Annotated in this window: 22 protein-coding genes; 10 read left to right on the top strand and 12 right to left on the bottom strand. The window is 73.5% G+C overall.

The window, feature by feature from the left end; translation table 11 throughout:
- Positions 1-400: 400 nt before the first annotated feature.
- Positions 401-2,284, bottom strand: coding sequence for a Na+/H+ antiporter NhaA (gene nhaA, locus AB0L25_RS18805; RefSeq protein WP_500173706.1), 1,884 nt, complete (start codon positions 2,282-2,284; stop codon positions 401-403).
- A gap of 216 nt (positions 2,285-2,500) precedes the next feature.
- Between nhaA and AB0L25_RS18810 the strand changes: the two genes are divergently transcribed.
- Positions 2,501-3,337, top strand: coding sequence for an alpha/beta fold hydrolase (locus tag AB0L25_RS18810; protein ID WP_500173708.1), 837 nt, complete (start codon positions 2,501-2,503; stop codon positions 3,335-3,337).
- Positions 3,330-3,893: a TetR/AcrR family transcriptional regulator gene (locus tag AB0L25_RS18815; protein ID WP_500173710.1), complete on the top strand. Its 564-nt coding sequence runs from the start codon at positions 3,330-3,332 to the stop codon at positions 3,891-3,893. The genes AB0L25_RS18810 and AB0L25_RS18815 overlap by 8 nt, the downstream gene beginning before the upstream one ends.
- A gap of 22 nt (positions 3,894-3,915) precedes the next feature.
- Here AB0L25_RS18815 and AB0L25_RS18820 read toward each other — a convergent pair whose 3' ends face one another.
- Entirely contained in the window at positions 3,916-4,566 is a 651-nt protein-coding gene (locus tag AB0L25_RS18820) for a nitroreductase family protein (RefSeq protein WP_500173712.1), read from the bottom strand.
- A gap of 240 nt (positions 4,567-4,806) precedes the next feature.
- On the opposite strand from AB0L25_RS18820, the gene AB0L25_RS18825 reads away from it, so the two are divergent.
- From AB0L25_RS18825 to AB0L25_RS18835, 3 genes are all read left to right on the top strand, one after another.
- Positions 4,807-5,658 (top strand): peptidoglycan-binding protein, encoded by an 852-nt coding sequence (locus AB0L25_RS18825; protein ID WP_500173714.1) that lies wholly within the window; start codon positions 4,807-4,809, stop codon positions 5,656-5,658.
- Positions 5,659-5,736: 78 nt separating this feature from the next.
- Positions 5,737-6,624 carry a peptidase inhibitor family I36 protein gene (locus AB0L25_RS18830; protein WP_500173716.1) on the top strand — a complete coding sequence of 296 codons (888 nt, stop codon included), beginning with the start codon at positions 5,737-5,739 and terminating at the stop codon, positions 6,622-6,624.
- A 28-nt stretch (positions 6,625-6,652) separates the two neighbouring features.
- On the top strand, positions 6,653-7,609 hold the full coding sequence (locus AB0L25_RS18835) for a SpoIID/LytB domain-containing protein (protein WP_500173718.1): 957 nt from the start codon (positions 6,653-6,655) through the stop codon (positions 7,607-7,609).
- A gap of 25 nt (positions 7,610-7,634) precedes the next feature.
- Here AB0L25_RS18835 and AB0L25_RS18840 read toward each other — a convergent pair whose 3' ends face one another.
- The 6 genes from AB0L25_RS18840 to AB0L25_RS18865 all read right to left on the bottom strand — a co-directional run bounded on the left by AB0L25_RS18840 (position 7,635) and on the right by AB0L25_RS18865 (position 14,226).
- Positions 7,635-8,729, bottom strand: a complete 1,095-nt coding sequence (locus AB0L25_RS18840; protein WP_500173720.1) for an NBR1-Ig-like domain-containing protein — start codon at positions 8,727-8,729, stop codon at positions 7,635-7,637.
- 291 nt (positions 8,730-9,020) lie between these two features.
- Positions 9,021-9,932 (bottom strand): potassium-transporting ATPase subunit C, encoded by a 912-nt coding sequence (locus AB0L25_RS18845; RefSeq protein ID WP_500173722.1) that lies wholly within the window; start codon positions 9,930-9,932, stop codon positions 9,021-9,023.
- Between the two features lies 1 nt (position 9,933).
- Positions 9,934-12,102 (bottom strand): potassium-transporting ATPase subunit KdpB, encoded by a 2,169-nt coding sequence (gene kdpB, locus AB0L25_RS18850; RefSeq protein WP_500173724.1) that lies wholly within the window; start codon positions 12,100-12,102, stop codon positions 9,934-9,936.
- Positions 12,102-13,769, bottom strand: coding sequence for a potassium-transporting ATPase subunit KdpA (kdpA, locus tag AB0L25_RS18855; RefSeq protein WP_500173726.1), 1,668 nt, complete (start codon positions 13,767-13,769; stop codon positions 12,102-12,104). The genes kdpB and kdpA overlap by 1 nt, the downstream gene beginning before the upstream one ends.
- Complete coding sequence (locus AB0L25_RS18860; protein WP_500173729.1) at positions 13,769-13,858, bottom strand: potassium-transporting ATPase subunit F; 90 nt, start codon at positions 13,856-13,858, stop codon at positions 13,769-13,771. Before AB0L25_RS18860 ends, kdpA begins: the two co-directional genes overlap by 1 nt.
- Positions 13,855-14,226: a hypothetical protein gene (locus tag AB0L25_RS18865; protein ID WP_500173731.1), complete on the bottom strand. Its 372-nt coding sequence runs from the start codon at positions 14,224-14,226 to the stop codon at positions 13,855-13,857. Before AB0L25_RS18865 ends, AB0L25_RS18860 begins: the two co-directional genes overlap by 4 nt.
- Positions 14,227-14,235: 9 nt before the next feature.
- Between AB0L25_RS18865 and AB0L25_RS18870 the strand changes: the two genes are divergently transcribed.
- Together AB0L25_RS18870 and AB0L25_RS18875 are read left to right on the top strand one after the other, a co-directional pair.
- A complete protein-coding gene (locus tag AB0L25_RS18870) occupies positions 14,236-14,859 on the top strand; it encodes a ClpP family protease (protein ID WP_500173733.1) in 624 nt (207 codons plus the stop codon).
- Complete coding sequence (locus AB0L25_RS18875) at positions 14,856-15,458, top strand: ClpP family protease (RefSeq protein WP_500173735.1); 603 nt, start codon at positions 14,856-14,858, stop codon at positions 15,456-15,458. Before AB0L25_RS18870 ends, AB0L25_RS18875 begins: the two co-directional genes overlap by 4 nt.
- Positions 15,459-15,471: 13 nt before the next feature.
- On the opposite strand, the gene AB0L25_RS18880 is transcribed toward AB0L25_RS18875, so the two are convergent.
- Positions 15,472-15,855, bottom strand: a complete 384-nt coding sequence (locus AB0L25_RS18880) for a helix-turn-helix domain-containing protein (RefSeq protein ID WP_500173737.1) — start codon at positions 15,853-15,855, stop codon at positions 15,472-15,474.
- A gap of 160 nt (positions 15,856-16,015) precedes the next feature.
- On the opposite strand from AB0L25_RS18880, the gene AB0L25_RS18885 reads away from it, so the two are divergent.
- A complete protein-coding gene (locus tag AB0L25_RS18885; protein ID WP_500173739.1) occupies positions 16,016-17,257 on the top strand; it encodes a poly(ethylene terephthalate) hydrolase family protein in 1,242 nt (413 codons plus the stop codon).
- Positions 17,258-17,324: 67 nt separating this feature from the next.
- Here AB0L25_RS18885 and AB0L25_RS18890 read toward each other — a convergent pair whose 3' ends face one another.
- Together AB0L25_RS18890 and AB0L25_RS18895 are read right to left on the bottom strand one after the other, a co-directional pair.
- The gene (locus AB0L25_RS18890) at positions 17,325-18,650 is read right to left on the bottom strand and encodes a hemolysin family protein (protein WP_500173741.1); all 1,326 of its coding nucleotides are present in this window, start codon (positions 18,648-18,650) and stop codon (positions 17,325-17,327) included.
- 71 nt (positions 18,651-18,721) lie between these two features.
- Positions 18,722-19,693, bottom strand: a complete 972-nt coding sequence (locus AB0L25_RS18895; RefSeq protein WP_500173743.1) for a sporulation protein — start codon at positions 19,691-19,693, stop codon at positions 18,722-18,724.
- 164 nt (positions 19,694-19,857) lie between these two features.
- Between AB0L25_RS18895 and AB0L25_RS18900 the strand changes: the two genes are divergently transcribed.
- On the top strand, positions 19,858-20,232 hold the full coding sequence (locus tag AB0L25_RS18900; RefSeq protein ID WP_500173745.1) for a BlaI/MecI/CopY family transcriptional regulator: 375 nt from the start codon (positions 19,858-19,860) through the stop codon (positions 20,230-20,232).
- A complete protein-coding gene (locus tag AB0L25_RS18905; protein ID WP_500173747.1) occupies positions 20,229-21,104 on the top strand; it encodes a M56 family metallopeptidase in 876 nt (291 codons plus the stop codon). The genes AB0L25_RS18900 and AB0L25_RS18905 overlap by 4 nt, the downstream gene beginning before the upstream one ends.
- A 63-nt stretch (positions 21,105-21,167) precedes the next feature.
- Here the strand turns inward: AB0L25_RS18905 and AB0L25_RS18910 are convergent, their stop codons facing one another.
- Positions 21,168-24,794 (bottom strand): WD40 repeat domain-containing serine/threonine protein kinase, encoded by a 3,627-nt coding sequence (locus tag AB0L25_RS18910; protein ID WP_500173749.1) that lies wholly within the window; start codon positions 24,792-24,794, stop codon positions 21,168-21,170.
- Positions 24,795-24,796: the final 2 nt, after the last annotated feature.

Here is a 24,796-nt window from a genome sequence, read left to right on the forward strand (position 1 = left end):
GTGATCCGCTCCGCGACGACGGCCGCATCCCTGGCACGGCCGACCGCAGCATTCGAACTGCTGCGAGGTTCAGGTTGAAGGTACCAACCATCCCCAGGAAAGCAAACCCGACCAAAAGCGATCTTTTCCCTGGTCAAGCAGCTTCCAAGGACTTACCAACACCCACCCGCAGGATGTTCTTCCCGATCTTTTCCCACCCGCCCCGATCCGCCCGGACACGGCCCGTTCCGCCCGCCTCCGCCGCCGTCCGGACGCGCGCAGGAGCCCGCGCAAACCGGGCCGACCGGGCGCTCCGACATCCCACGGATCACCGGAGGGCGTGTGACGGAGAGCACCACGGCCGAGCCGCGCGGCGGGCACGCGGTCCGGCGCCGGTGACGCCCCTCACCCCGCCGGCCCGTCAGCCGGTGAGGGCGGCGCGCTCGCGGGCGGCGCGGATCGCGGCGGACAGGCTCGCGATGTCGTAGGCGCCGTGGTGCCGACGCCCGTTGACGAAGAAGGTGGGTGTGCCCGCGACGGTGCTGAGGTCGGCCGACTCGACGTCCGCGGCGACGCGGGCGACGCCGGCGCGGGCGGCCATGTCCCGGTCGAAGCGGGCGACGTCCAGGCCGATGCGGGCCGCGTGCGCGCGCAGGTCGCCGGCGCGCAGGGCGCCCTGGTGGGCGAGCAGCGCGTCGTGCATCTCCCAGAAGCGGCCCTGGCGCGCGGCGGCCTCCGCGGCCTCGGCGGCGAGCTGCGCGTGGATGTGGACGTCGGTCAGCGGGAGGTGCCGCCAGACGTAGCGCACGTCGTCCCCGAACTCCGCGAGGAGTTCGCGGACGACGGGTTCGGCGCGCCCGCAGTAGGGGCACTCGTAGTCGCCGTACTCGACCATCGTCACCGGGGCGTGCCGCGGTCCGCGCACGTGATCGTGGTCGGGGTCGACGGGCACGGCCAGGTCGACGATCGCCTCCGCCTTCCCCAGCAGCGCGCGGAGCCGCGGCTCGGGCGGCAGGACGGCGATCACGGCGGTGACGAGCCGGGACGTCAGGAACGCGAGCACGAGCGTGCTCAAAATGCCGATCTTGGCGTCGTCCAGGTGCTCGCCGTGGAAGGCGTGCGTCGCGATGAGGAGGGAGACGGTGAACCCGGCCGCGGACAGCGTGCCGCCCGCGGTCAGCGCTCCCCAGCCGATCGGGATCCGGATGCGCCCGCGGGACGCGGCGGTGGTCAGCGCGGCCGCGGCGACGACGCCGAGCGGCTTGCCGACGCCGTACCCGATGAGCACGCCGAGGGTCACGGGCGAGGTGAAGGCCCGCGCCAGCTCCCCGCCGCCGACGTCGATCCCGGCGTTGGCCAGCGCGAACACCGGGACGATCACGTAGCTCGTCCACGGGTGGTACATGCGCTGCAGGCGGTCGTTCGGGGAGATCGCCGACGCGATGCGGGCGCGCACGTCCCGTCCGAGTTCGGGGGTGGGCTGCTCGCGGAACAGCCGGAACAGCCCGCTGGCCTGCTCCAGGTCGGCGCGCTGCGCCGGGTGGGCGTAGGTGAGCAGCCCCATGGCCAGCCCGGTCACGATCGGGTCGACGCCCGATTCGAGGAGCGCGGCCCACAAGACGACGCCGAGCAGCGCGTAGACCGCGCCCCGGTGCACGCCGAGGCGCCGCACGAGCAGGATGGCGGCGAACGCGACGGCGGCGGCGGCGAGCGCGGGCACGGAGAGGCGGTCGCCGTAGGCGACGGCGATGACGGCGAGGGCCAGGAAGTCGTCGACGACGCTCATCGTGAGGATGAAGACCCGCAGGCCCGGCGGCAGGCGGCGGCCGACGACGGCCAGCAGGCCGAGGGCGAACGCGGTGTCGGTGGACATCGCCACGCCCCACCCCTGCTCGGTGCCGTGCCCCGCGTTGATCGCGAGGTACAGGACGATCGGCACGACCATGCCGCTGAGCCCGGCGGCGAGCGGCAGGGCCAGCCGCCGGCGCTCGCGCAGTTCCCCCATGTCGAACTCGCGGCGGGCCTCCAGCCCGACGACGAAGAAGAACAGGGTCATGAGCCCGCTGTTGACCCACTCGGTCAGGTCGAGCGAGATCCCGTGCGCGCCGAGCCGCACGGACAGGTGCGTGCCCCAGAACGCCTCGTACGCCGCGGGCGCCGCGTTGGCCCAGACGAGCGCGGCGACCGCCGCCGCCACCAGGACGGCCGCGCTTCCGGTCTCGGTGCGCAGGAAGTCCCGCAGCGGGGTGCGGGCGTCGCCCCCGCACTGCGTCCGCCCCGTGTAGTCGCCGGATCCGCGTGCCATGGTCGGACGCTCAACCGGTGCCCGGTGCACGGTCCGCCATGAGCTCGTCCCCCTCCCGCGGGCGCCGCCGCGCCCGCCCGTCCGTCCCCGGGTCCCCTACAACGATCACCGCGTGGGACCTCTTCCCGCATCGCCGCCGAACATGACCCGGCGGGTGTTGACACCGTCGGCGAATGACATTAGCTTTTAGCTAATGCTCTTAGCCATGGAGGCGTCATGACCGAGTACCTCGCCGTCGACGGCGGCACGATCGCATACGAGGTGGCGGGATCCGGCCCGCTGATCGTCCTCGCGCACGGCATGGGCGACAGCCGCGCCGCGTACCGCGCGATGATCCCGGCGCTGGTGGCGGCGGGCCACCGGGTCGCCGCGGTCGACCTGCGCGGCTGCGGCGAGTCCAGCGTCGACTGGCCGGACTGGAGCCGCACCGCCATCGCCGGCGACCTGCTCGCCGTGATCCGCCACCTGGGCGGCCCGGCCGTCCTCGTCGGCCACTCGGTCTCCGGCGGCGCCGCCACCATCGCCGCGGCGCGGGCGCCCGAGCTGGTCACCGCGGTCGTCGAGCTGGCGCCGTTCACCCGCAAGCAGTCCGTCCGGCTCGGCGACCTGCGGGTGAAGCGGTTCCGGCGGGGCATGCTGCGGCTGCTCGGCACGGGCGCGCTCGGCAGCCTGCCGCTGTGGCGCTCCTACCTCGACGTCGCCTACCCCGGCACGAAGCCGGACGACTGGGACGAGCGGCTCCGCCGCATCGACGCCCTGATGCGCGAGCCCGGCCGGATGAAGGCCATGCAGCGCATGGGGCGCAGCGCCCCGACCGACGCGGGCGCGCACCTCGGCGACGTCCGCAGCCCGGTCCTGGTGGTGATGGGCACCCTCGACCCCGACTGGGCGGACCCGCGCGCCGAGGGGGCGGCGATCGTGGACGCCCTGCCGTCCGGCCTCGGCCGCCTCGAGATGATCGAGGGCGCCGGGCACTACCCCCACGACCAGTTCCCCGACCGGACGGCCTCGCTCGTGCTCGACTTCCTCCGCTCGGCGGACGCCCGTGCCTAGGGCCGGACTGGACGCGGCGGCCGTCGTCGCGGCGGGCGCCGACCTCGCCGACGAGGTCGGCTTCGCCGGCCTCACGATGAGCATGGTCGCCCAGCGGGTCGGCGTGCGGACCCCGTCCCTGTACAAGCACGTCAACGGCCAGGAGGACCTGAACCGGCGCATCGCGGCCCTGGCGCTGGGCGAGGCGGCCGACGCCGTCGGCGGCGCGATCCAGGGGTACGCGGGCCGCGACGCCCTCGCCGCCGCGGCCCGCGCGTTCCGCGCGTTCGTCCTCGAGCACCCCGGCCGGTACGCCGCGACGATCGGCGTGGAGCCGTCCGGCCCGGACGACCCGATGGCCGCCGCGGGCGCGCGGCTGCTCGGCGCGTTCATGGCGGTCCTGCGCGGCTACGAGATCGGGGAGGCCGACGTGGACCACGCGCTGCGCCTGCTCCGCAGCCTCTTCCACGGCTTCGCCACGCTCCAGTCGGGCGGCGGCTTCCAGTGGAGCGCCGACGTCGACGAGAGCTTCGAATGGCTGATCGCCTTCGCCGACCGCGGCCTGCGCACCCTCTGAGGACGTCCCGGGACCGGGCGGGTCAGGACGGGTCGAGGTCGAGGCCGTCGCGTTCGTCCCACCGGTCCAGGTAGACGACGTCCGTCACGGGGCGGCGGCGGACGGGGCCGTGGTTGCCGCGGGGGCGGCCCACGACGATGTGCCCCGCCAGCATCCAGTCGTCCGGGACGCCGACGGCCGCGCGCAGGAGCGGTTCGCCGCCGTAGGACGCCCAGCTCGTCATGCAGGCGCCGAGGCCCTGGGCGCGCGCGGCGAGCAGGAAGTTCTGCATCGCGGGGTAGATCGACCCGCCCAGCAGCAGCTCCGACGCCGTCGGGAAGCGCTTCTGCGTGAACAGGACGGACGTGAACTCGCCCGCGCGGTCGTGCAGCTCGTACACCGCGCGGTCGGCCCGCGCGCGGCGGCCGTCGTCCCCGTCGTCCGGGCGGGTCATCCCGTAGACGGGTTCGATCACCCGGAGGGCCTCCGCCGCCGCCTTCGCGACGGCGGCGCGCGCCTCCGGCGAGCGGAGCACGACGAACCGCCACTGCTGCGCGTTCGCCCCGGACGGCGCCCACGTCGCGGCGCGCAGGCAGCGCCCCAGCGTCGCGTCGTCGACCGGCTCGCCGGTGAACCGGCGGATCGTCCGCGCCGTCGACATCACCGTCCACACGTCGGCGGCTGGTCCCGTCATGCCCGGCTCCGATCGTCGCGATGTTCGGAAATCTAATTTACATCACGCGGAAGTAGCACTCTCGCAGCGGCCCCGATCCCCGCTCCGGCAGGGGCTCCGGCTGTCAGATGACGCGCGCGACCGTACGGAACGGCGCCGCGGACAAGCTGACAACAACGATCTTCTTGTGCATCCGTGAGCGGTCGGTGACGGTGGATCCGCCATGGGCTTCGCCCCCAGCTCCCGCATCCAGGGGAACCGATGAAGCTGCCCTTCCGACCGTCCGCCTTCGCCACCGCCGCGCTCGCCGCGGCGGGACTGCTCGCCCTTCCGCTCGCGACGCACGGGACGCCCGCCGCGCGGGCCGCCGCCCTGCCGAGCGTGGACATGGAGGCCACCGTCAAGGCCGCCCAGATCGACCCGCGCAGGGCCGACGACACCCGGACGCCCGGCGCCGAGGCGAGCGTGCTGCTCGTCGAGCAGGCGCTGCGCGACCGCCGCCTGCTCGACGCCAAGTGGGTCGACGGGTACTTCGGCACCACGACGATCGCCGCATACGCGAAGTACCAGAAGTCGCTCGGCTACACCGGCCTGGACGCCAGCGGGCTGCCGGGGAAGACGTCGCTCGCCGAACTCGGGGCCGGCCGCTTCCGGGTCACCCGCGTCATCGGGCCGGGCGAACGGGTGTCCACCGGCGGCGTCGTCGTCAACACCCGGACGCGGAGCATGCTCGCCGAGGCGGAGCGGCTGTTCGGCCGCGCGTTCGTCCTCGAGCAGGGCTCGTACAACCCCGGCGGCGACCCGACGTCCGCGGGGACGCACGACGGCGGCGGCGCCGTCGACATCTCGGTCGCGGGGATGGGCCCCGCCGACCGCACCGCGGCCGCCCGCGCACTGCGCCGGGTCGGCTTCGCCGCCTGGGTGCGCAGCCCCGCGCAGGGCGACTGGCCGTGGCACGTCCACGCGGTCGCCATCAGCGACACCGACCTCTCCGGCCAGGCCCAGCACCAGGTGGGCGACTACTACCTCGGCCTGGACGGGCTCGCCCGCCGCGGCCCCGACGACGGTCCGAAGGTGACCATCCGCACCTGGGAGGAGTACCGCCGCCGCTGACCCCCGCCCCGTCCGCCCCGCCCGTTCACCCGTCCGTCCGTCCGACGGTCGCAGTCCGCGAACAGCAAGGAGACCAGCATGAGCACGTTCACCAGGATCCTCACCGTGTCCACCGCCGCGATCGCGCTCGGCGGGGCGGCGTCCGTCCTCGCGGCGCCCGCCTCGGCGGCGGCCCGCAACGGCGTGTGCGAAACCGGCGAGTTCTGTTACTACTACAACAGCAACAATCAGGGGTCGGTCTCCGACTTCACCGGCTCCGTCGCCGACTACGGCACCCAGCAGCCCTCCTGCTACGACTTCAAGGGCGCGGGCAACGGCAAGGGCCAGTGCATCAAGAACAACGCCGCCTCGGTCTGGAACCGCAGCACCAAGACCGTCCGCGTCCACTACAACAGCAACTACGGCGGCGCCTACCAGGACTTCAAGGCGGGCGCCAAGGGCAACCTGAACGCCACCCTCAAGAACCAGAACGCCTCGCACCAGTTCTCGCCGTCGTCGCGGACGAACATGTCGTACGCGCTCTACAAGGCGAGCGGCGGCCGGCTCACCGCCGCCTTCGACGGCTACGAGAACACCCCCGGCCGGCACGAGGGCATCGACTTCGCCCGCGGCGTCGGCTCGGACGTCCACGCCCTGGTGAGCGGCACGGTCATCTACGTCGCGCGCGGGGCCACCGGCAGCGGCGGGCTCTCCACGGTCTCCGTCTACAACTCCTCGCTCAACAAGACGGTGATCTACCTGCACACGGCCCCGCGGTCCGGGGTGAGCGTGGGCGACGCGATCAGCCGCGGTGAGATCATCGCGGACGAGTCGTGGCGCGGGGTGTCGTCCAGCTCGGGCGCGCACACGCACGTCGAGATGCGTCCCGGACGGCAGACGCACGCGGCCAAGAGCGTCGGCGACCCGGTCCTCGACAACCCGAACCCGAACTCGTTCTGGCAGTCGCAGGGCTACAACGTCCGATAACGCCACCCGGCAGAAGAGGATGACGACTGTGTCGACACGAACCGGACGGCTGGTCCCGCGGCTCGTCCCGCGGCTGGTCGCAGTGGCCGCCGCGGCGCTGCTCGGCGGGACGATCCTCGTCCCGGCGGCGACCGCGTCGGCGGCGGGCCGCGACGGCGTCTGCGACGGCGGCGAGTTCTGCTACTACTTCAACAGCGGCAACGAGGGCTCGGTCTCGGACTTCACCGGCTCCGTCGCCGACTACGGCACCCAGCAGCCCTCCTGCTACGACTTCAAGGGCCCGGGCAACGGCAAGGGCGAGTGCGTCAAGAACGAGGCCGCGTCCGCCTGGAACCGCAGCGGCAAGACCGTCCGGGTCTACTACAACAGCAACTACGGCGGCGCCTACCAGGACTTCAAGCCTGGGGCCAAGGGCAACCTGAACGCCACCCTCAAGAACCAGAACGCCTCGCACCGGTTCCTGGACTCCACGCCGCCGACCGGCTGCAAGACCGACGGGACGCACAGCAAACTGCCCACGACGATCCTGGTGTACCGGGTGTCGCTGAACCGTGTGGACCGGGTGGACTTCAAGACCTACGTCAAGAACGTCCTGCCCAACGAGTGGGTGCCGAGCTGGCCGACGGAGTCCCTGCGGGCCGGGGCGATGGCGGTCAAGAGCTTCGGCTGGTACTGGGCGCTGCACTCGACGCGCAAGACGCCGGGCGGCCAGTGCTTCGACGTCTACGACACCACGTCCAGCCAGGTCTACCGGCCGGGCTCGGCGAAGGCGTCGACGAGCGCCGCGGTGGACGCCACGTGGAACACCCGGATGACCCGGGGCGGGAAGATCCTCCAGGCCCACTACTGCGCCACGACGACGGCGTGCGGCGCCTGGGTCAACGGCGACTGGATGTCGCAGTACGGCTCCCGTGACAAGGCGAACGCGGGCTGGAACCACTCCAGGATCCTCAAGTCCTACTACAGCGGGATCGTCCTTTCCTGATCCCCCGATTCCGTGATCCCGCGGATCACCGGCCCCGGCTCCCCGCCGTGTCGTCCACGACGGGGAACCGGGGCCCCTGGACGATGACCTGGAAGTTGACCGGCCGGCTCCCGGGAAACGCCACCTTTCCGGCGGAGTCCACCATCTTGAAGCGCACGTAACATAAACCCGGCTTCTTCGGCGTGGCGATGTCGACCCGGATGTCGACCATTTCTCCCGGTTCCGTGTCGTCGATCGGCACGTCGGAGATGGTCTGGCATTGGTCGGCGCGCTGCGGGAGGTCGAGGCGGCGCAGCGAATACCCCTCCCACGGCACGGTCCCGGCGTTCTTGATCCGCCACACCTTCGTCACGGTCCTGCGGGCGCCGACGGGCGTGCAGTCGGGCAGCGTCACGTCCGTGATGAACGTGGCCGCGTCCCCCTTGTGCGCGGGCGGGGCCGGCGGCGGGTTGGTCGCGCGCACCGGGCAGTCGGCCGGGGACGGCGCGGCCTTCGCCGGCCGGGCGCCGGACGGCTCCGGCCCGTTCCCGTCCGCGGCGGAACCGCGATTGACGACGACCACGACGAGGGCCACCGTGCCCATCCCGACGGCCGCCGTGGCGAGCGCCGCCGCGGCGGCGCGGGACGGCCGGAGACGTCCCCACCGCCCGGACACGGGGGCGGCGGGCACGCCGTCGCCCGCACCGCCCGCGATCTCGCCGGGCGGGGGCGGGGGCGCGTCCGAAGCCTGCACGGTGTCGGCGTCCTGCACGGTGTCGGCGTCCTGCACGACGGCCGCGTCCTGGACGGTTTCGGTGGTCGGGACGTCCGGCGCGGGCTCGGCGGTGTCTGCGGCGGCCGAGGCCCCCTTGGCGGTCGCGGACCGGACCGTCCGGTTCGCGCTCTCCCAGCGGTCCCGGTAGTCGGCCGGGTCGCCGCCGCACGCCTTCACGAACTCGACGGTGGTGCCCCAGCTCGGGAGTTTGTTGCCCTTCGTGGCTTCGTGCAAGGTCGTATGGGAGATCGCCCCGGACCGTCCCGACATCTCCCGGAAAGGCGGGTTGCCGACCGAGTTGCGCAACTCGCGCAGAGCCGCCGCGAAATCCGCGATCGCCGCCGCCTGTGCACGCTTGTCGCCCACCGGGTGAAGCTAACAGCGCCCGCGGTCGTCGCTCAAGCCCGAATCGGTATCGGCGGGGTCCGGTACAAGGCAGAACGGTTTCCCCCACGTGAAGGATCAGTGGCCGGAAAGAACGCGCACGTCATGGACGGCCCGGCGGCAAGGCGTCGCCACGCGACCGGCATTGTCGGCCGAAAGGGAAGGGTCCTACGAAATGGGTACGGAAATGAGACCGGGTGAAGCGGAGTCGCATAACCGCGCGGTGGCGGGCCGCCGGGGGTCCGGCGACCCGCCGCCGCTCCGTCCGGCGGGTCAGTTCCGGGCCGGGTAGCGGTCGTCCAGGGCGATGTTGAGTTCGAGGACGTTCACGGTGGGCTCGCCCATGAAGCCGAGGGCGCGGCCGTCCACGTGGCCCTCGACCAGGCGTGCCACGTCCGCGGCGGGGACGCCCCGGGCCGCGGCGACCCGGTCGGCCTGCAGCCGCGCGTAGGCGGGCGAGATGTGCGGGTCGAGGCCGCTGCCGCTCGCGGTGACCGCGTCGGCCGGGACGGCCGGGTCGGCGGGCGCGTCGCCCCGGACCGGCACCACGAGGCCCTTCGCGTAGTCCTCGCCGTACCGGGCCAGCTCGACCTTCACGCCCTTGTAGACGGGCGTGAACGGGGCCTTCACCACGCCCGCCTGCTCGTTCAGGCTGACGACCCGGGTCGGGTGCGGGACCTCGCCGGACGCCGTCCGCGTCCCGAAGACCGCGAGGACCGCGCCGACCCCGCCCGGAGTGCAGAACGGCCGCGAACCGTCCACGCCCTCCAGCTCCCCGACCTGCGCACTGCGCTCGCAGACCAGGGTCAGGAGGCTCTGCCGGGCGTCCTCGTCCTCCTTCCCGGCGGCGGCGAGCGCCGGGTCGGGCAGGACGTCGACGACGTCCTCGGGCCCGAGGTTGCTCGCGCCGGTGGCCGTCGGGTCGTGGCCGCCGCTGGACGGGCGGCTCTGGAAGTACCGCTCGAGCGGGTTCCCGTCCGCGTCGGTGAACGGCTGGCCGATCAGCGTGCTGCCGACCCGCCGGCCGTCCGCCTCCACGAACGAGCCGTCCGCCTTGTGCTTCAGGCCCGGCAGCTGCGCGACCGCGAACACGGCGAGCGGGTAGAGCAGGCCGAGCACGACGGTGAGGACGAGCAGGACCCGGACGGCGGCGAGGTGCCGCCGGATCCACATGGGCGAACGCATGTCAGGACATCCCCGGAAGGAACTGGACCACGAGGTCGATGAGCTTGATGCCGATGAACGGGGCGACGAGTCCGCCGAGCCCGTAGACGTACAGGTTGCGGGACAGCAGCTCGGCGGCGCCGCCGGGCCGGTACCGCACCCCGCGCAGGGCGAGCGGGATCAGCGCGACGATGATCAGCGCGTTGAACACGACCGCGGACAGGATCGCCGACTGCGGGCTGTGCAGGCGCATGACGTTCAGCGCGTCCAGCCCGGGGAACAGCGCCGTGAACAGCGCGGGAATGATCGCGAAGTACTTGGCGATGTCGTTGGCGATCGAGAACGTGGTCAGCGCGCCGCGGGTGATGAGGAGCTGCTTGCCGATCTCGACGATCTCGATGAGCTTCGTCGGGTCGGAGTCCAGGTCGACCATGTTCCCGGCCTCCTTGGCGGCGGACGTGCCGGTGTTCATCGCCACCCCGACGTCGGCCTGCGCGAGCGCGGGCGCGTCGTTGGTGCCGTCGCCGGTCATCGCGACGAGCCGGCCGCCCTCCTGCTCCTTCTTGATGAGCGCGAGCTTGTCCTCCGGCTTGGCCTCCGCGAGGAAGTCGTCCACCCCGGCCTCGTCGGCGATGGCCCTGGCGGTCAGCGGGTTGTCGCCGGTGATCATCACGGTGCGGATGCCCATCCGGCGCATCTCGTCGAACCGCTCCCGCATGCCGTCCTTGACGACGTCCTTGAGGTGGACGACGCCGAGGACGCGGGCCCCGCCGGCCGTGCGCTCGCCGACGACCAGCGGCGTCCCGCCGGACGCGGAGATGCCGTCCACGATGCGGCCCAGCTCGTCCGGGACGGTGCCGCCGTGCTCGCGGATCCAGTCGGCCACCGCGCTCGCCGCGCCCTTGCGGAGGCCGCGGGCGCCGCCCGGTTCGTCCAGGTCCGCACCGCTCATCCGGGTCTGCGCGGTGAACGGCACCCAGGTGGCGTGCGCCGGTTTCCCGGGCGTCCGCTCGCGCAGCCCGTGGCGTTCCTTGGCGAGGACGACGACGGAGCGGCCCTCGGGCGTCTCGTCGGCCAGGCTGGACAACTGCGCCGCGTCCGCCAGCTCGTCCTCGGTGACGCCGCCGACCGGGACGAACGCGGCCGCCTGCCGGTCGCCCCAGGTGATCGTGCCGGTCTTGTCCAGCAGCAGCGTGTTCACGTCGCCGGCCGCCTCGACGGCCCGCCCGCTCATCGCCAGGACGTTGCGCTGGACGAGCCGGTCCATGCCCGCGATGCCGATCGCCGACAGCAGCGCCCCGATCGTCGTCGGGATCAGGCACACCAGCAGCGCCACCAGCACGATGCCGGTCACGCCGTCCGCGCCGAGGGCGGCGGAGTCGGCGGCGCCCGGATCGTTGCCCGTGGAGTAGATCGCGAGCGGCTGCAGCGTCGCGACGGCCAGCAGGAAGACGACCGTCAGCGCGGCCAGCAGGATGTTCAGCGCGATCTCGTTCGGCGTCTTCTGCCGGTTCGCGCCCTCCACCAGCGAGATCATCCGGTCGATGAAGGACTCGCCGGGCCGCTGGGTGATCCGGACGACGATGCGGTCCGACAGCACCTTCGTCCCGCCGGTGACGGCCGACCGGTCACCGCCCGACTCGCGGATGACCGGCGCGGACTCGCCCGTGATCGCGGACTCGTCCACGCTGGCGATGCCCTCGACGACGTCGCCGTCCCCGGGGACGGTCTCGCCCGCCTCGACCACGACGTGGTCGCCCCGCCGCAGTTCGGTCGCGCCGATCCGCTCCTCGCGCGGGACGGCCGTGCCGGGCGTCCAGTCGAGGAGCCGGCGGGCGACCGCGTCGGTCTTGGCGCGGCGCAGCGCGTCCGCCTGGGCCTTGCCGCGGCCCTCGGCGACCGCCTCCGCGAGGTTGGCGAACAGCACGGTCAGCCACAGCCAGGCCACGATCAGCCAGGCGAACACGCTCGGGTCGAGGGCGGCGAGCACGGTCGTCGAGACCGCGCCGATCTCGACGATGAGCATGACGGGGTTGCGCCACAGGGTGCGCGGGTCGAGCTTGCGGAACGCGTCCGGCAGCGACCTCGCGAGCTGCGCCGGGTCGAGCAGCCCGCCCCGGATCCGGCCGCCGCCGCGGCGGGCCGGCGGCCGCGGCGCCCGATCCGGCGCCTCAACGGTCTGTGTCGTCATCACTGCAGCCCCTCGGCGAGCGGCCCGAGCGCGAGCGCGGGCAGGAAGGTGAGCGCGACCAGGACGATCGTCACGCCGACGACCATCCCGACGAACTGCGGCCGGTGCGTCGGCAGCGTCCCGGCGGAGGCGGGGGCGCCGCCCTGCCGGGCCAGCGAGCCCGCCAGCGCGAGCACGAAGATCATCGGCAGGAACCGGCCGAACGCCATGCAGAGTCCGAGCGCGGTGTCGTACCAGACGGTGTTGACGGTGACGCCCGCGAACGCCGAGCCGTTGTTGTTGGAGGCGGACGTGAACGCGTACAGCACCTCGCTGAGGCCGTGCGGCCCGCTGTTCAGCATCGCCGCGCGCCCGCTCTCGGTGGCCATGGCCACGGCCGTCCCGGTGAGCACCAGCGCGGGCGTGATCAGGAAGTACAGCGCCGCGAACTTGATCTCGCGGGAGCCGATCTTCTTGCCGAGGTACTCGGGCGTCCGGCCGACCATCAGCCCGGCCACGAACACGGTGATGACGGCGAGGATCAGCATCCCGTACAGGCCCGAGCCGACGCCGCCGGGCGCGACCTCGCCCAGCATCATGTCGACCATGGTGACCATGCCGCCGAGGCTCGTGTAGGAGTCGTGGAACGAGTTCACGGCGCCGGTCGAGGTGAGCGTGGTGGCGCCCGCGAACGTCGCGGAGTTCGACACCCCGAACCGGTTCTCGACGCCCTCCATCGACGCTCCCACCGCCGTCGGGACGGTGCCGTGGTGCGCGAGCTGGAACGCGTTGACGAGCGTGACGCCGGCCAGCGCGATCGTCGCCATCACGGCGAGGATCGCGTAGCCCTGCCGGTTCTGCCCGACCATCCGGCCGAACGTCCGGCACAGCGTGAACGGGATGACGAGGATCAGGAAGATCTCCAGCCAGTTCGTCCAGGCGGTGCCGTTCTCGAACGGGTGCGCGGAGTTGGCGTTGTAGAAGCCGCCGCCGTTCGTCCCGAGTTCCTTGATGACCTCCTGGCTCGCCACCGGTCCCCCGGTGATCGCCTGCTCCCCGCCGGTGACCGTGCGCACCACCTGGTCGTCGGCGGCGGCGAAGTTCTGGACGAGCCCGCCCGCGACGAGCAGGACCGCTCCGGCGAACGCGATCGGCAGCAGGATCCGGAGGCTGCCGCGCACGAGGTCCACCCAGAAGTTGCCCAGGTGCTCGCTCCGCTTGCGGGCGAAGCCCCGCACCAGGGCCATGGCGACCGCCATGCCCACCGCCGCCGACACGAAGTTCTGCACGGCGAGCCCGGACATCTGCACCAGGTGGCCCATCGTCGACTCGCCCGAGTACGACTGCCAGTTGGTGTTGGTCACGAAGCTGACCGCGGTGTTCCACGCCTGGTCGGGCTTCACCGGGTCGAACCCGAGCGACAGCAGCAGGCGGTTCTGCAGGCGCTGCAGCGCGTACAGCACCAGGACGCCGACGACCGAGAACGCCAGGACGCTCCGGGCGTACACGGCCCACGTCTGTTCGGCGTCCGGTTTCACGCCGACGGCCCGGTAGAGGACGCGTTCGACGCGCGCGTGCCTCGTCCCGGAGTAGACGCGGTACATGTGGTCGCCCAGCGGCCGGTAGACCAGGGCCAGGGCGAGCACGAGGGATCCGACGAACAGGATCCCCGCGACGGTCGTGCTCATCAGAAGCGCTCCGGGAACAGGAGGGCGGCCACCAGAAAGGCGATCAGCAGGACGGCCAGGCCGAGCCCGACCGCGTTCTCGGCCGTCACAGCTTCTCCACGCCCTTCACGACCAGGCCGAGCAGGGCGAAGACCGCCACCGTCAGCAGCACGAAGGCCACGTCACTCATGGTTGGTTCCTTGTCGAGAGTTCTCCGCAGCGGCCCTTCCAGGACCGGCTTGCAGTAAATCGCCTCTTTTGCGAAGTTCGACCGATCTTGACGGCTTCTTAGCGGGCGCGCGGCCAGAATTAACGCGTCCCTAACGGGCCCCGAAACAGGCCATTTTCCGGATGCGCCGAAAAAGCCTCCGAATAAGCCCGGCGGCCGCTCGGCGGGCCCGCCGCGGCGCGGTCGCGCTGCTGAGAGCAGATCCGCCGTGGGCAGATCGGGCCGGGTGCGGTGGCCGCGCCACCGCACAGTGGAGGCATGAGCGAGGAACAGAGAATCCCGTTGTTCAACGAACGCGTACGGAGCGAGCTCTACCGGCAGCGCGTCCTCGTCCTCGACGGCGCCCTCGACGACGACAACGGCACGCTGCTGGCCACGCAGCTGATCACGCTGGCGCGGGAGGACGCGTCGTCCGACATCTCGCTGTGGATCCACTCCCCCGGCGGGTCGGTGCCGTCGATGCTCGCGATCCGCGACGTGATGCGGCTCGTCCCGTGCGACGTGTCCACGCTGGTGCTCGGCATCGCCTACAGCGCGGGCCAGTTCCTGCTGTCGTCCGGAACCCGCGGCAAGCGCCGCGCGCTGCCGCACGCCCGCGTGCTGATGCACCAGGGCTCCGCCGGGATCGCCGGGGCCGCCGTCGACATCGAACTGCAGGCCGGCGACCTGCGCCACACCCGCGACACGGTCCTCGGGCTCATCGCCGAGGACACCGGCCAGCCCCTCGACCGGGTCTTCGAGGACTCGCTGCACGACCGCTGGTACACGGCGCGGGAGGCGCTGGAGTACGGGTTCGTCGACGCCATCGTCGACGACTTCGAGGAGATAGCGCCCGCCGGCCGCCGGCCCGCCGGGCTCCGCCCGGAAGGAAACGTCCGATGAGCACCTACACGATCCCGAACGTCATCGCGCGCAACCCCCGCGGCGAGCGCATCATGGACGTCTACTCGCACCTGCTGACGGAACGCATCATCTACCTCGGCACCGCCATCGACGCGGGCGTCGCGAACGCGCTCGTCGCGCAGCTGCTGTACCTGGAGTCCGACGACCCGGAGCGCGACATCCAGCTCTACATCAACTGCGAGGGCGGCGACCCGAGCGCGATGCTCGCCGTGTACGACACGCTCCGCTACATCCGCCCGCAGGTCGCGACGACGTGCGTGGGGCAGGCGGTCGCCGTCGGCGCCGTGCTCCTCGCGGCGGGCGCCCCCGGCAAGCGCGCCGCGCTGCCGCACACCCGGGTCGTCCTGCACCAGCCGATGGGGCAGGGGCGCGGCGCGATCCCGGACCTCATCCTCCAGGCGGACGAGGTCGTCCGCGTGCGCGCGGACATCGAGCGCATCCTCTCCCGGCACACCGGCCGGGACACCGCGACGCTGCGGGCCGACACCGACCGCGACCGCGTGTTCACCGCGGAGGCCGCGCTGGAATACGGCCTCCTCGACCACGTGCTCGAGGAGCGCACGCCGACCCTCGTGTAGGGCCCGCGGACGGCTAGGCGGCCAGGGCGTAGGCGGCGCGGCAGGTCGGGCTCGCCGGGGCGGACCCGGCCCGCGCCGTCCCCGCCCGCGCGGCGCCGGCCGGGGCGGCCAGCAGGCTCGTCGCGACGGCGAGGGTCAGGTCGGCGAGGGTGGTGTCCAGGGCGCCGGCGACCGCGGCGATCATCTCGCTCGACGGCTCCTTGACGCCGCGTTCGATCTCGGAGAGGTACTGCGGCGAGACCCCGGCGCGGCGCGCGGTCTCGACCAGTATCTCGCCGCGCTCCAGGCGCAGGCGCCGCAGGCACGAGCCGAGCGCGGCGCGCCACAGCGGCTCCGCCGCCGGTCGCGTCGCGGTCGGCTCGTGCGGCGTCTCGTCCGGTCGGATGCTCTCGGCCATGCGCACATCGTAGGTCGGCGGCGCCGCCGGGCCCATCCCGTTCCGCCCACCGCGGAACGGCCGGGGCGCGCACCGGTGATTTCCCCGATTCCCGGCGGCGGGATCGCGGCTTCAATCGGCATCGTCCGATTCCGGCGCGGCCAGAAGGGATCACCAGACCATGTCGCGCATCAGCGGGCGCCTGCGAACTTGCGGCGCCGTCGCCATCGGCATCACGGCCATCGGCGCCGCGGGCGCCATCTCGACCCCCGCATCCGCCGCCACGCCCGTCTACAGCGAGGACTTCGCCGGCGGGCTCGGCACCTTCACCGCAAGCGGCTCCGTCGACGCCGCCGACGGCGCCGCCGAGCTGCGCGCGTCGCTGTTCTCCGACCCGTCCATGACGTCCGCTCCCATCGACCTGACCGGGCACGAGGGGGTGACGGTCTCCTACACCCGGGAGGCGTCCGGGCTGGACGCCGGGGAGTCCTTCACCGTGGCCTACTCGGTCGACGGCGGCTCGTTCACCACGCTCGAGTCGGCGCGCACGGCCGCGGGCCCGGCGTCGTTCCGCCTGCCGTCCTCGGTGGACGGCCGGGACCTGCGGCTGCGCTTCTCGCTCGACGCGAGCAGCCTCCTGGAGACGCTCACCGTCGACGACGTGCGCGTCGAGGCCGGGGACGGCGGGGAGCCCCCGACCGGGTCGCTGCCCCCGGTGGACGACGTCACCGCGCCGGGCCCCTACGGGGTGACGATCGACGAGTCCGCGGGCCCCGGCGACGACGGATGGCTCGTGTATCCGGCGAACGCGGGCGCGAACGGCGTGGACCACCCGATCCTCGTGTGGGGCCCGGGCGCCGGGTCCGACCCGGCCGACTACGAGGACATGCTGCGCCAGTGGGCCTCGCACGGGTTCGTCGTCTACAGCGAGGTGTCGTCCAGCAGCGGCGACTACATGGTCGAGGCCCTCGACTGGCTGGAGGGGCAGAACGCGAGCCCGCTCAGCCCGCTCTACCAGGACCTCGACACGTCGGAGATCGCGTTCGGCGGCCATTCGCGCGGGTCGATCGGGACGTTCGACGTGGCCGAGGAGCCGCGCCTGACGACGACGATCCACGTGGCCGGCGGCTCCTTCGACGGCAACGGCCCGGACAGCCTCCGCAAGCCCGCGCTCTACGTCGGCGGCGACGACGACTTCGCCACCGGCAACATGGAGCGCGACTACACGAACACCGACGTCCCCGTCTGGTTCAACATCCTCGACAACACCGACCACATCCTCGCCACGCGCAACGGCCAGCACATCATCACGGCGTGGCTGCGGTGGCACCTGGCCGACGAGGAGTTCCGCCGCACGGAGGACTTCCTGAGCGCCGGCTGCACGTTCTGCGGCCTCGGCGACGTCCAGTACAAGAACTGGTGACGCCGCGGTGAGCGAGCGCCGTCCCGCGTGCCCGGGGCGGCGCTCGTCCGCGCGCCGGCGCCGCGCCCTACCGGTCCGCCGGGTCCGCCGGGTCGGCGGCGTCGCGCCCTCCCGCGCCCTTCCGGGCGGGGCGCATCCGCACGCCGGTGATGGCGTGCCGGTCGACATCGGTGACCTCGATCGTCCAGCCGGAGACGTCGACGCGGTCCCCGGCCCGCTCGGGGACGCGGCGCAGCTTCGCGAGGACGAGCCCGGCGACGGTGGTGTAGTCCCCGGCGGGCGGATCGGTGACCTCCACGCCGAGGTCGGGGAGGTCGTGGACCGGGAACGTGCCCGGGACCAGCAGCGCCCCGTTGGGTTCCGTCCGCACCGCCATGACGTCGCGGTCGGTCTCGTCGTAGATCTCCCCGACGATCTCCTCCAGCAGGTCCTCCAGGGTGACGATGCCCTCGACGCCGCCGTGCTCGTCCACGACCAGCGCGAGCTGCTGGTGCTCGGCCTTGAACCGGCGCAGCGCGTCCGACACCCGCACCGAGTCGGGGAAGACGACCGCCGGGCGGGCCAGCGCCGCGACGGGGGCCGCCGGGTCGCCGGTCGTCAGGTCGCGCAGGTTCGCGATGCCGACGACGTCGTCCAGCTCCCCCGCCGCGATGACCGGGGCCCGCGAGTGCCCCGACTCGGCCAGCGCGGTGCGCGCCCGCCCGGTCGGCTGGTCGTCCGGCAGGGTGAACACCTCGCGGCGCGGGCGCAGCACCTCGCGGAGCGTCCGCTCGTGGATCTCCAGCGCGCCGGAGATGATCAGCCGCTGCTCGGCGGTCAGCCCGCGGTGCCCCGCCACCAGGTCCCGCAGCTCCTCCGGGCTGAGCTGCTCCTTGTCGGCGCGCGGGTCGCCGCCGAGCATCCGCACCACCAGGTCGGTGGACGCCCCGAGGGCCCAGATCGCCGGGCGCGAGACCAGCGACAGGACGTCCAGCGGGCGGGCGACCAGCATCGCCCAGCGCTCGGCGAACTGCATCGCGAGCCGCTTGGGCGCCAGCTCCCCGAAGACCAGGGTGATGAACGACAGCACCACCGTCACCAGGGCGATCGCGACCGGTTCGGCCGCGCCGCCGAGGAAGCCCAGCGGCGCCACCAGCGGCTCGGCCAGCGACACCGCCGCGGCCGCCGAGGCCAGGAAGCCCGCCAGCGTGATGCCGACCTGGATCGTGGCGAGGAACCGGTTGGGGTCGCGCGCCAGCCGCACCAGGGTGCGCGCGGTGGCGCCGCCGCGGCGGTCGAGCTGCCGGATCTGGCCCTCGCGCAGGGAGATCAGCGCGATCTCGCTCCCGGCGAACACCGCGTTCAGCAGCACCAGGACCGCGACCAGCGCGATGTTCACCCAGTAATCGCCCATGACTTCCCGTCCACCCGCCTTCGCCGACGCCAGACAAACTACACGTGTAGACGGTAGGCGGGCGCGGGCGCTCAGTCCTCCTCGTCGTCCTCGAAGACCTCCTCCAGGACCTCGTCGGCGATCATGCCGCCCGCGACCCCGACGGCGACGCCCGCCGCCGCCCCGGCCGCGACGCCCGCCCAGCCCGGGCCGCGCCCGCGGTCCTCGTGGCCGTCGTGGCCGTGGTGGCCGTGGTGGCCGTGGTGGTGCGCGTGCTCGAAGCCGTGACCGGACGGCCCGCCGGTCAGGTCGTCCAGCCAGCGGGCGAGCTCGGTCGTCCAGTCGAGGGACGCCGCCTCGTCGTGGCCGATGCGCAGCCGGAAGACCTGGTCGGACGAGCCGAACAGGCCGGTGCGCCGGTCCGCCTCCAGCACCACCGCCATGCCGACCGGGTCGGCGACGAACGTCAGCTCCACCTCGCCGATCCGGCCCGCGTACGCGGGCGGCGCGAAGAACTCGATCTCCTGGTAGAACGGCAGTTCCTGGGCGACGCCGTGGACGCGGCCGTGCTCGACGTCGGCGCCCTTGAACCCGAAGCCGAGCCGGTCGAAGGCGTCCAGGACGAGCTCCTGCGACGGCAGCGGGGCCACCGCGACCGGGTCCAGGTCGCCCTTGTCGACGGCCCTCGCCAGCGCCAGCTCGGTGCGCACGCCCATCGCCGTGCCGTGCAGCGGCCGCCCGTGCACCTCGGTGATCGGCGTCTCCCACGGCAGCGCCAGCTCGAACGGGACGACCCGGTCGGCCCCGGCCTCCAGCCGGAAGGCCCCCGCGGCGTCCGCGCGGAGGAACTCCAGCGCGCCGGTCGACTCGCCGTCCCCGTGCTCGACCTCGACCCGCGTGACCAGGCCCAGCGTGACCCGCTGGACGTCCACGGCGTAATCGGCGGCGGTGATGCGCACCTCGCCCGCCAGGGTCTCGCCGGGCCGGCGGCGCGGCTCGGTGAGCACGGTGTCGACCTTCGGGCCGCCCACCCCGAACGCGCCCATCATCTTCTTGAACCCCACAACGCCTTCCTTCGCGCCGCGCGACGCCGGCTCCGCCGCCGGCGTCTCCCGGGACAACGTTATTACACTTGTAGTTTTCAGTCCGGCGAATCCGCGGCGGGGAACGGGCACGATTAGGCTGCCGGGACGGGCGCAGCGCCCGCAGGACGAGGGAGGTGCGGCCGGTGGCGCGACGCGCGCTGGGACATCTGGAGGCCGAGGTGCTGGCCGCGCTCGCCGCCGCGGACGGCCCCCTCAGCACGGCCGAGCTGCGCGACCGCATCCCCGGCGACCCCGCCTACACCACGATCAACACCATCCTGTTCCGGCTGCACGCCAAGCACCTCGTCACCCGGGAGCGGGAGGGCCGGCACTACCGCTACCGGCCGGCCGTCGACGAGTCCCGGCTCGTCGCCGACCGGATGCGCGACCACCTGCGCCTCGCCAGCGACCCGTCCAGCGTCCTCAGCCGCTTCGTGCAGGACCTCACCGCCGACGAGGAACGCGCACTGCGCGCCGTCCTGGCCGACCCCCGCCGCTCCCCCGGAGAAACCGCGTGATCTGGCTGACGCTCCTGCCCGCCACGCTGGCGCTCGCGCTCGCCGCCGCGCTGAGCGCCGTCCCGCTGCCGCTCCACCCGTCCTGGACGGCCCGGCTGCTCGCCACGGTCGCCGGCACGGCCGTGACGACCGTCATCGGGACGCTGCTGTTCATCGGCCTCAACTACGCGGCCACCCTGTTCCCGGACGCCGCCGACCGGCTGCCCGAATGGGCGCTGTTCGGCGACGACCGCCCGGTGCACGCCGCCCTCGGCGTCCCGGCCTGCGCGCTCACCTGCCTGAGCGTCCTCGCCGCCGCCCGGCTCGCCGCCCGCTGGACCGCCGAGGTCCGCCGCGCCGGGCGCGCCGCGCGCTCGATCGTCGACTCCGACGTGCCGCTGGCCCTCGCCGTCCCCGGCCGTGGCGTCCTGGTCTCCCGCGGGCTGGTGGACCTCCTCGACCCGGCCGAACTGCGCGCGGTGTTCCACCACGAGGCGTCCCACCTGCGGCACCGCCACCACCGCTACCTCGCCGCCGGCGCGCTCGCCGCGGGCACCCTCCCGTTCCTGCGGCGGCTCAACGGGCGGCTCCGCTTCCACCTGGAGCGCTGGGCGGACGAGGACGCCGCCGAGGCCGTCGGCGACCGCGAACTCGTCGCCCGCACCATCGCGCGGGTCGCCCTCGCCCGCTCGTCCGCCGGCCCGTCCGCGCCGCCGCTCTCCGCGTTCACCGACTCCGGCGTCGTCCGGCGCGTCCAGGCCCTGCTCACCTCCGCCCCCGCCAAGAACCCCGTCACCGGCCCCGTCGTCCTCGCCGGCGCCGGCCTGTGCACGGGCGTCCTGGCGTCGACCGCCTGGCAGCTCGACCACGCCCTCGGCATCGCCCTCCTCTGACCCCCGCCACGCCGACGTCCGCGCCGAACCCGGACGTGAACCGCCGTCTCCGGTCGAGGGCGGTCAGCAGGTGTCGCGGTACGGGACGTCGGGGATGTGGGCCCGCCATTCCCGCTCGGTCAGCGCGCCCGACCGCTCGCACAGCTCCCGGACCAGGCGGGATGGGGCGACCGTATAGGTGAAGAACCTGCTTCGCTGGTCCATCGCGGTCACGGTGGACCCGTCGGGCGCGAAGGCGATCGCGACGATCCCGTCGATCGGGCCGGTGAAGGTCGGGCCGAGCTGCCTGCGGGCGGTGCGGTCCCACAGCTTGACGTCCGGGCCGTCGGTGCTCTCGTGCACGGTCGCGAACAGGCGGCCGTCCGGTCCGGCGGCGACGGACCCGCCGTCCGACCGAGGCACGGGGCCGGTGCGCATGTCCCCGCCGGACGCCCGGAAGGTGCGGGCGTCCCGCGACCGGAGGAACGGCCGGTCGTACCCCGGGAACTCGAAGAGGGTCGCGCCGTCCGCGCCGATCGCGTCGACCCGGAGGTCGTGGACGCCCTTCGTGAGGACGCGGCCGGAGGGGAACTCCACGCGGCCGAAGTTCGGCGCGGCGATCACCGACCGGCCGTCCGGGTGGAAGACCAGCGCGGACTCGTGGCCGTAGCCGAGGTTGCCGCGGATCTCCCGGATCTTGGTCATGGTGGCCAGGTCCCAGAAGGCCAGGGCGTTGTACCCGTCGGTGGCCTTGGCGTGGACGGCGAGGGACTTCCCGTCGGGCGAGAACGCGAACTCCTGGACCGCCTGGCCGATCCGGTCCCGGCCGAGCGGGGTGGGGACGCTGCCGAGCCGCGCCTCGCGCACCGTGTCCCAGATCTCGATCTCGGTCGGCGCGGGCCCGTCCGCGGTGCCGGCGAGAACCCCCACGAGACGACCGTCCCGGCTGAGCTCGATCCCGGTGACGTACCGCCTGAGCGGGACGAACGCGCGCGAGGCGGCGTTCCCGCTCGCGTCGGCGGCCGTCGCCGACGACCGCCCGGTGCCCGCCTTGATGACGGCGCGCCTGGTCTGATCCGTCGCGGACCAGATCTCGATGTTCTCCTCGGCGACCGCCGCGAAGGTGGAGCGGTCGGCGCTCACCGCGCCGCGCGAGGAGCTCGAACCGTAGCGATCGCCCTTGATGGGCGGCACCTTGGTGACCGCGCCGATGTCGAAGGTCCGGACGGCTCCGTCCTCGCCCACGCAGCGCATCGCCGAGCCGTCAGGGGTGAAGGGGTGCGCGATCTCGCCGCTGCACTCGCTTCCGGTGGTGACGTAGCGCCGGAGCGGGTCGCGCCGCACGCCGTCCGTCGACCAGATGATGCCGCCCTGGGCGACGAACCGGCCGTCATGGCTGAAGCGGGGCGGGAACAGCGCGAACTCGTCGGCGCCCCGCAGCTCGACGACGTGGCCGGACTCGCGGTCGTGAAGGCGGATCCCGCCGCCCTCGGCGTTCAAGGCCGCGAACCGGCCGTCCCGGCTGAAGCCGACGGGTTCGTCGACGCCGGGCCGCAGGTCGGGCACGTCCACCCGGTCGCCGGTGCGCGTGTCGAGCCAGGTGAACGGCTCGCCGTCCTCCCCGGGGAGCGAGATCAGCCGTTCGTCGTGGGTGAACGACGTCCGCCGCGCCGCGCTGCGCAGACCGGTCACGGTGACGACCTTCTTGCCGGTCCGCGTGTCCCAGACATCGGCGCCGGCCCGGTCGGGCCGGCCGATCACGAGGTAGGCGCCCTGCGGGCTGAGGGCCGTCCGGAATCCGATGATGCCCGTGCCCGGCGCGGGGTAGGTGCGCTCGTCGCGGAGGCGCCCGCCCGACGTGTCGACCAAGCGCGTCCGCCCGCTCGCGACGGTCACCGCGGCGGTCCGGCCGTCGTCCGCGAGCGACAGGTGGACGACCTCCGCCGGGGGCGCGTAGACGCCGGTGCGTTCGCGGGTCTCGGTGTTCCAGAACTCCACCCGGGTGCCGCCGGCGACCGCCAGGATCCGCCCGGCGCCGTCCAGGGCGGAGTGCTCCGCGCGGAACCCGTGCAGCCGGACGGCGCTCTTCTCCCACTGGTAGCGCAGGGTGAGCAGGGCGGAATGCGAGTCGGGATTGCGGCCGAGGCGGGCCGCGGCGACCGCGAGCCGCCGCGCGAGGTCCGGGTCGGTCCGCCGGAGGGACTGGGCGAGCCCGGCGATCTGCACGGAGGTCGCGCGGTCGCGCTGCCCGGCGACGATCTCCCGCTGCCGGACCGCGACGGCGGCGGCGCCGGTCGCGATGACCAGCAGGACGGCCAGGGCGAGACCGACCAGGGCGCGCCGCCGGGCGCGCCGCCGCGCCCCCGCCGCGGCGGCGTCCAGGAACGCGCGCTCGACGAGGTTGAGCGTCAGGTGTACGCGGCCGGTCGCCGCCCACGACCGCGCGCGTTCCAGCGCGGTCCCCTGGTAGAGGTCGGCGCCCTTGCGTCCGTGGTCGTCCCAGAGCCGCGCGGCGGCGGCCAGATCCCGATGGATCTCCAGCCCGCCGCGTTCCGCGGCGGCCCAACCGCGCAGGCGGGGCCAGGCGCGGATGAGCGCGGCGCTGGCGAGCGTGTACGCGTCGCCGTCCCGGACGACGGCGTCCGCCGCGGCGAAGGCGTCCAGTACCTCGTCGACGAGCGCCTCGTCCGTCCGGCCGTCCGAGAAGTCGGCCCTGCGCGCCGACCGCAGCGTGTCCTCGGCGCGTTCGCCGGGGGCCACCAGGCGCAGCAGGATTCCGGGGACCGCGTCCTGGGCCCGCCCGTCCAGTCCGGCGAACACCTCTTCCGCCGACTCGGCGCGGGACGGCGGCACCGGCTCGGGCGCGCCCGCGGCGGCGGCCTGCGCCGTGGCCGCCTTCAGGTCCAGCCCGCCGGCCAGGGCGAGGAGCAGGTCCTCGGACCTGGGCCGGCCGGCGGGGTCCTTGGACAGCGCCGCCGACACCAGCGACCGCAGCGGCTCCTCCAGCATCGACGTGTCGGGCTCGTGGGTGTCGACCGCCTTCGCGACGAGGTGCACGGTCGCGCCGTCGAAGGCGTGCCGGCCGGTCGCCGCGAACAGGACGACCGCGCCCCAGCTCCACACGTCCACCTTCGCGTCGCCGGGCTCGCCCCGGTACCGCTCCGGCGGCATGTACCGGAGGGTGCCCTTGAGGAGCCCGGTCGTGCCGGGCCCCGCCACGATCCGCGCGATGCCGAAGTCGATGACCCGTGGGCCGTCCGGGCCGAGCAGGATGTTCTCGGGCTTGAGGTCGCGGTGGACCACCTTCGCCCGGTGGATCCCCACCAGGGCGGCGGCCACCCCGATCGCCAGCCGGCGCAGTTCCTCCGGGCCGTACGGGTCGGGCTCGATCATGCGCCGGTCGACGGCCTGCCGCAGGTTCGGGCCGGGCACGTACTCGCTGACCACGAACGGGACCGGGCCGTCCAGCTCGGCGTCCAGGATCTTCGCGGTGCAGTGGGGCTCCACCCGCCGCCAGGCCTCGATCTCCTTGGCGAGCCTCTTCCGGTTCCCCAGGTCCGGGACGCCGTGCAGCGCCTTGACCGCCACCCGTGCGTGCGCGGGGCCGGGGCCGTACCCCTCGTAGACGACCCCCTGCCCGCCCTCGCCCAGCCGCCGGTCGAGGATGTACCCGCCGAGTTGCTGCGGCTCGCCGTCATGCAGTCCAGCCATGG

The sequence above is a fragment of the Spirillospora sp. NPDC052242 genome (assembly GCF_040679555.1).
Taxonomy (GTDB): Bacteria; Actinomycetota; Actinomycetes; order Streptosporangiales; family Streptosporangiaceae; genus Spirillospora.

Coding starts and splice junctions, on each gene's coding strand:
- AB0L25_RS18870 (WP_500173733.1), top strand. CDS start 14,236: ATGAGCGAGGAACAGAGAATCCCGTTGTTCAACGAACGCGTACGGAGC.
- kdpB (WP_500173724.1), bottom strand. CDS start 12,102: ATGACGACACAGACCGTTGAGGCGCCGGATCGGGCGCCGCGGCCGCCG.
- AB0L25_RS18875 (WP_500173735.1), top strand. CDS start 14,856: ATGAGCACCTACACGATCCCGAACGTCATCGCGCGCAACCCCCGCGGC.
- AB0L25_RS18830 (WP_500173716.1), top strand. CDS start 5,737: ATGAGCACGTTCACCAGGATCCTCACCGTGTCCACCGCCGCGATCGCG.
- nhaA (WP_500173706.1), bottom strand. CDS start 2,284: ATGGCACGCGGATCCGGCGACTACACGGGGCGGACGCAGTGCGGGGGC.
- AB0L25_RS18820 (WP_500173712.1), bottom strand. CDS start 4,566: ATGACGGGACCAGCCGCCGACGTGTGGACGGTGATGTCGACGGCGCGG.
- AB0L25_RS18910 (WP_500173749.1), bottom strand. CDS start 24,794: ATGGCTGGACTGCATGACGGCGAGCCGCAGCAACTCGGCGGGTACATC.
- kdpA (WP_500173726.1), bottom strand. CDS start 13,769: ATGAGCACGACCGTCGCGGGGATCCTGTTCGTCGGATCCCTCGTGCTC.
- AB0L25_RS18825 (WP_500173714.1), top strand. CDS start 4,807: ATGAAGCTGCCCTTCCGACCGTCCGCCTTCGCCACCGCCGCGCTCGCC.
- AB0L25_RS18885 (WP_500173739.1), top strand. CDS start 16,016: ATGTCGCGCATCAGCGGGCGCCTGCGAACTTGCGGCGCCGTCGCCATC.
- AB0L25_RS18810 (WP_500173708.1), top strand. CDS start 2,501: ATGACCGAGTACCTCGCCGTCGACGGCGGCACGATCGCATACGAGGTG.
- AB0L25_RS18880 (WP_500173737.1), bottom strand. CDS start 15,855: ATGGCCGAGAGCATCCGACCGGACGAGACGCCGCACGAGCCGACCGCG.
- AB0L25_RS18845 (WP_500173722.1), bottom strand. CDS start 9,932: ATGCGTTCGCCCATGTGGATCCGGCGGCACCTCGCCGCCGTCCGGGTC.
- AB0L25_RS18890 (WP_500173741.1), bottom strand. CDS start 18,650: ATGGGCGATTACTGGGTGAACATCGCGCTGGTCGCGGTCCTGGTGCTG.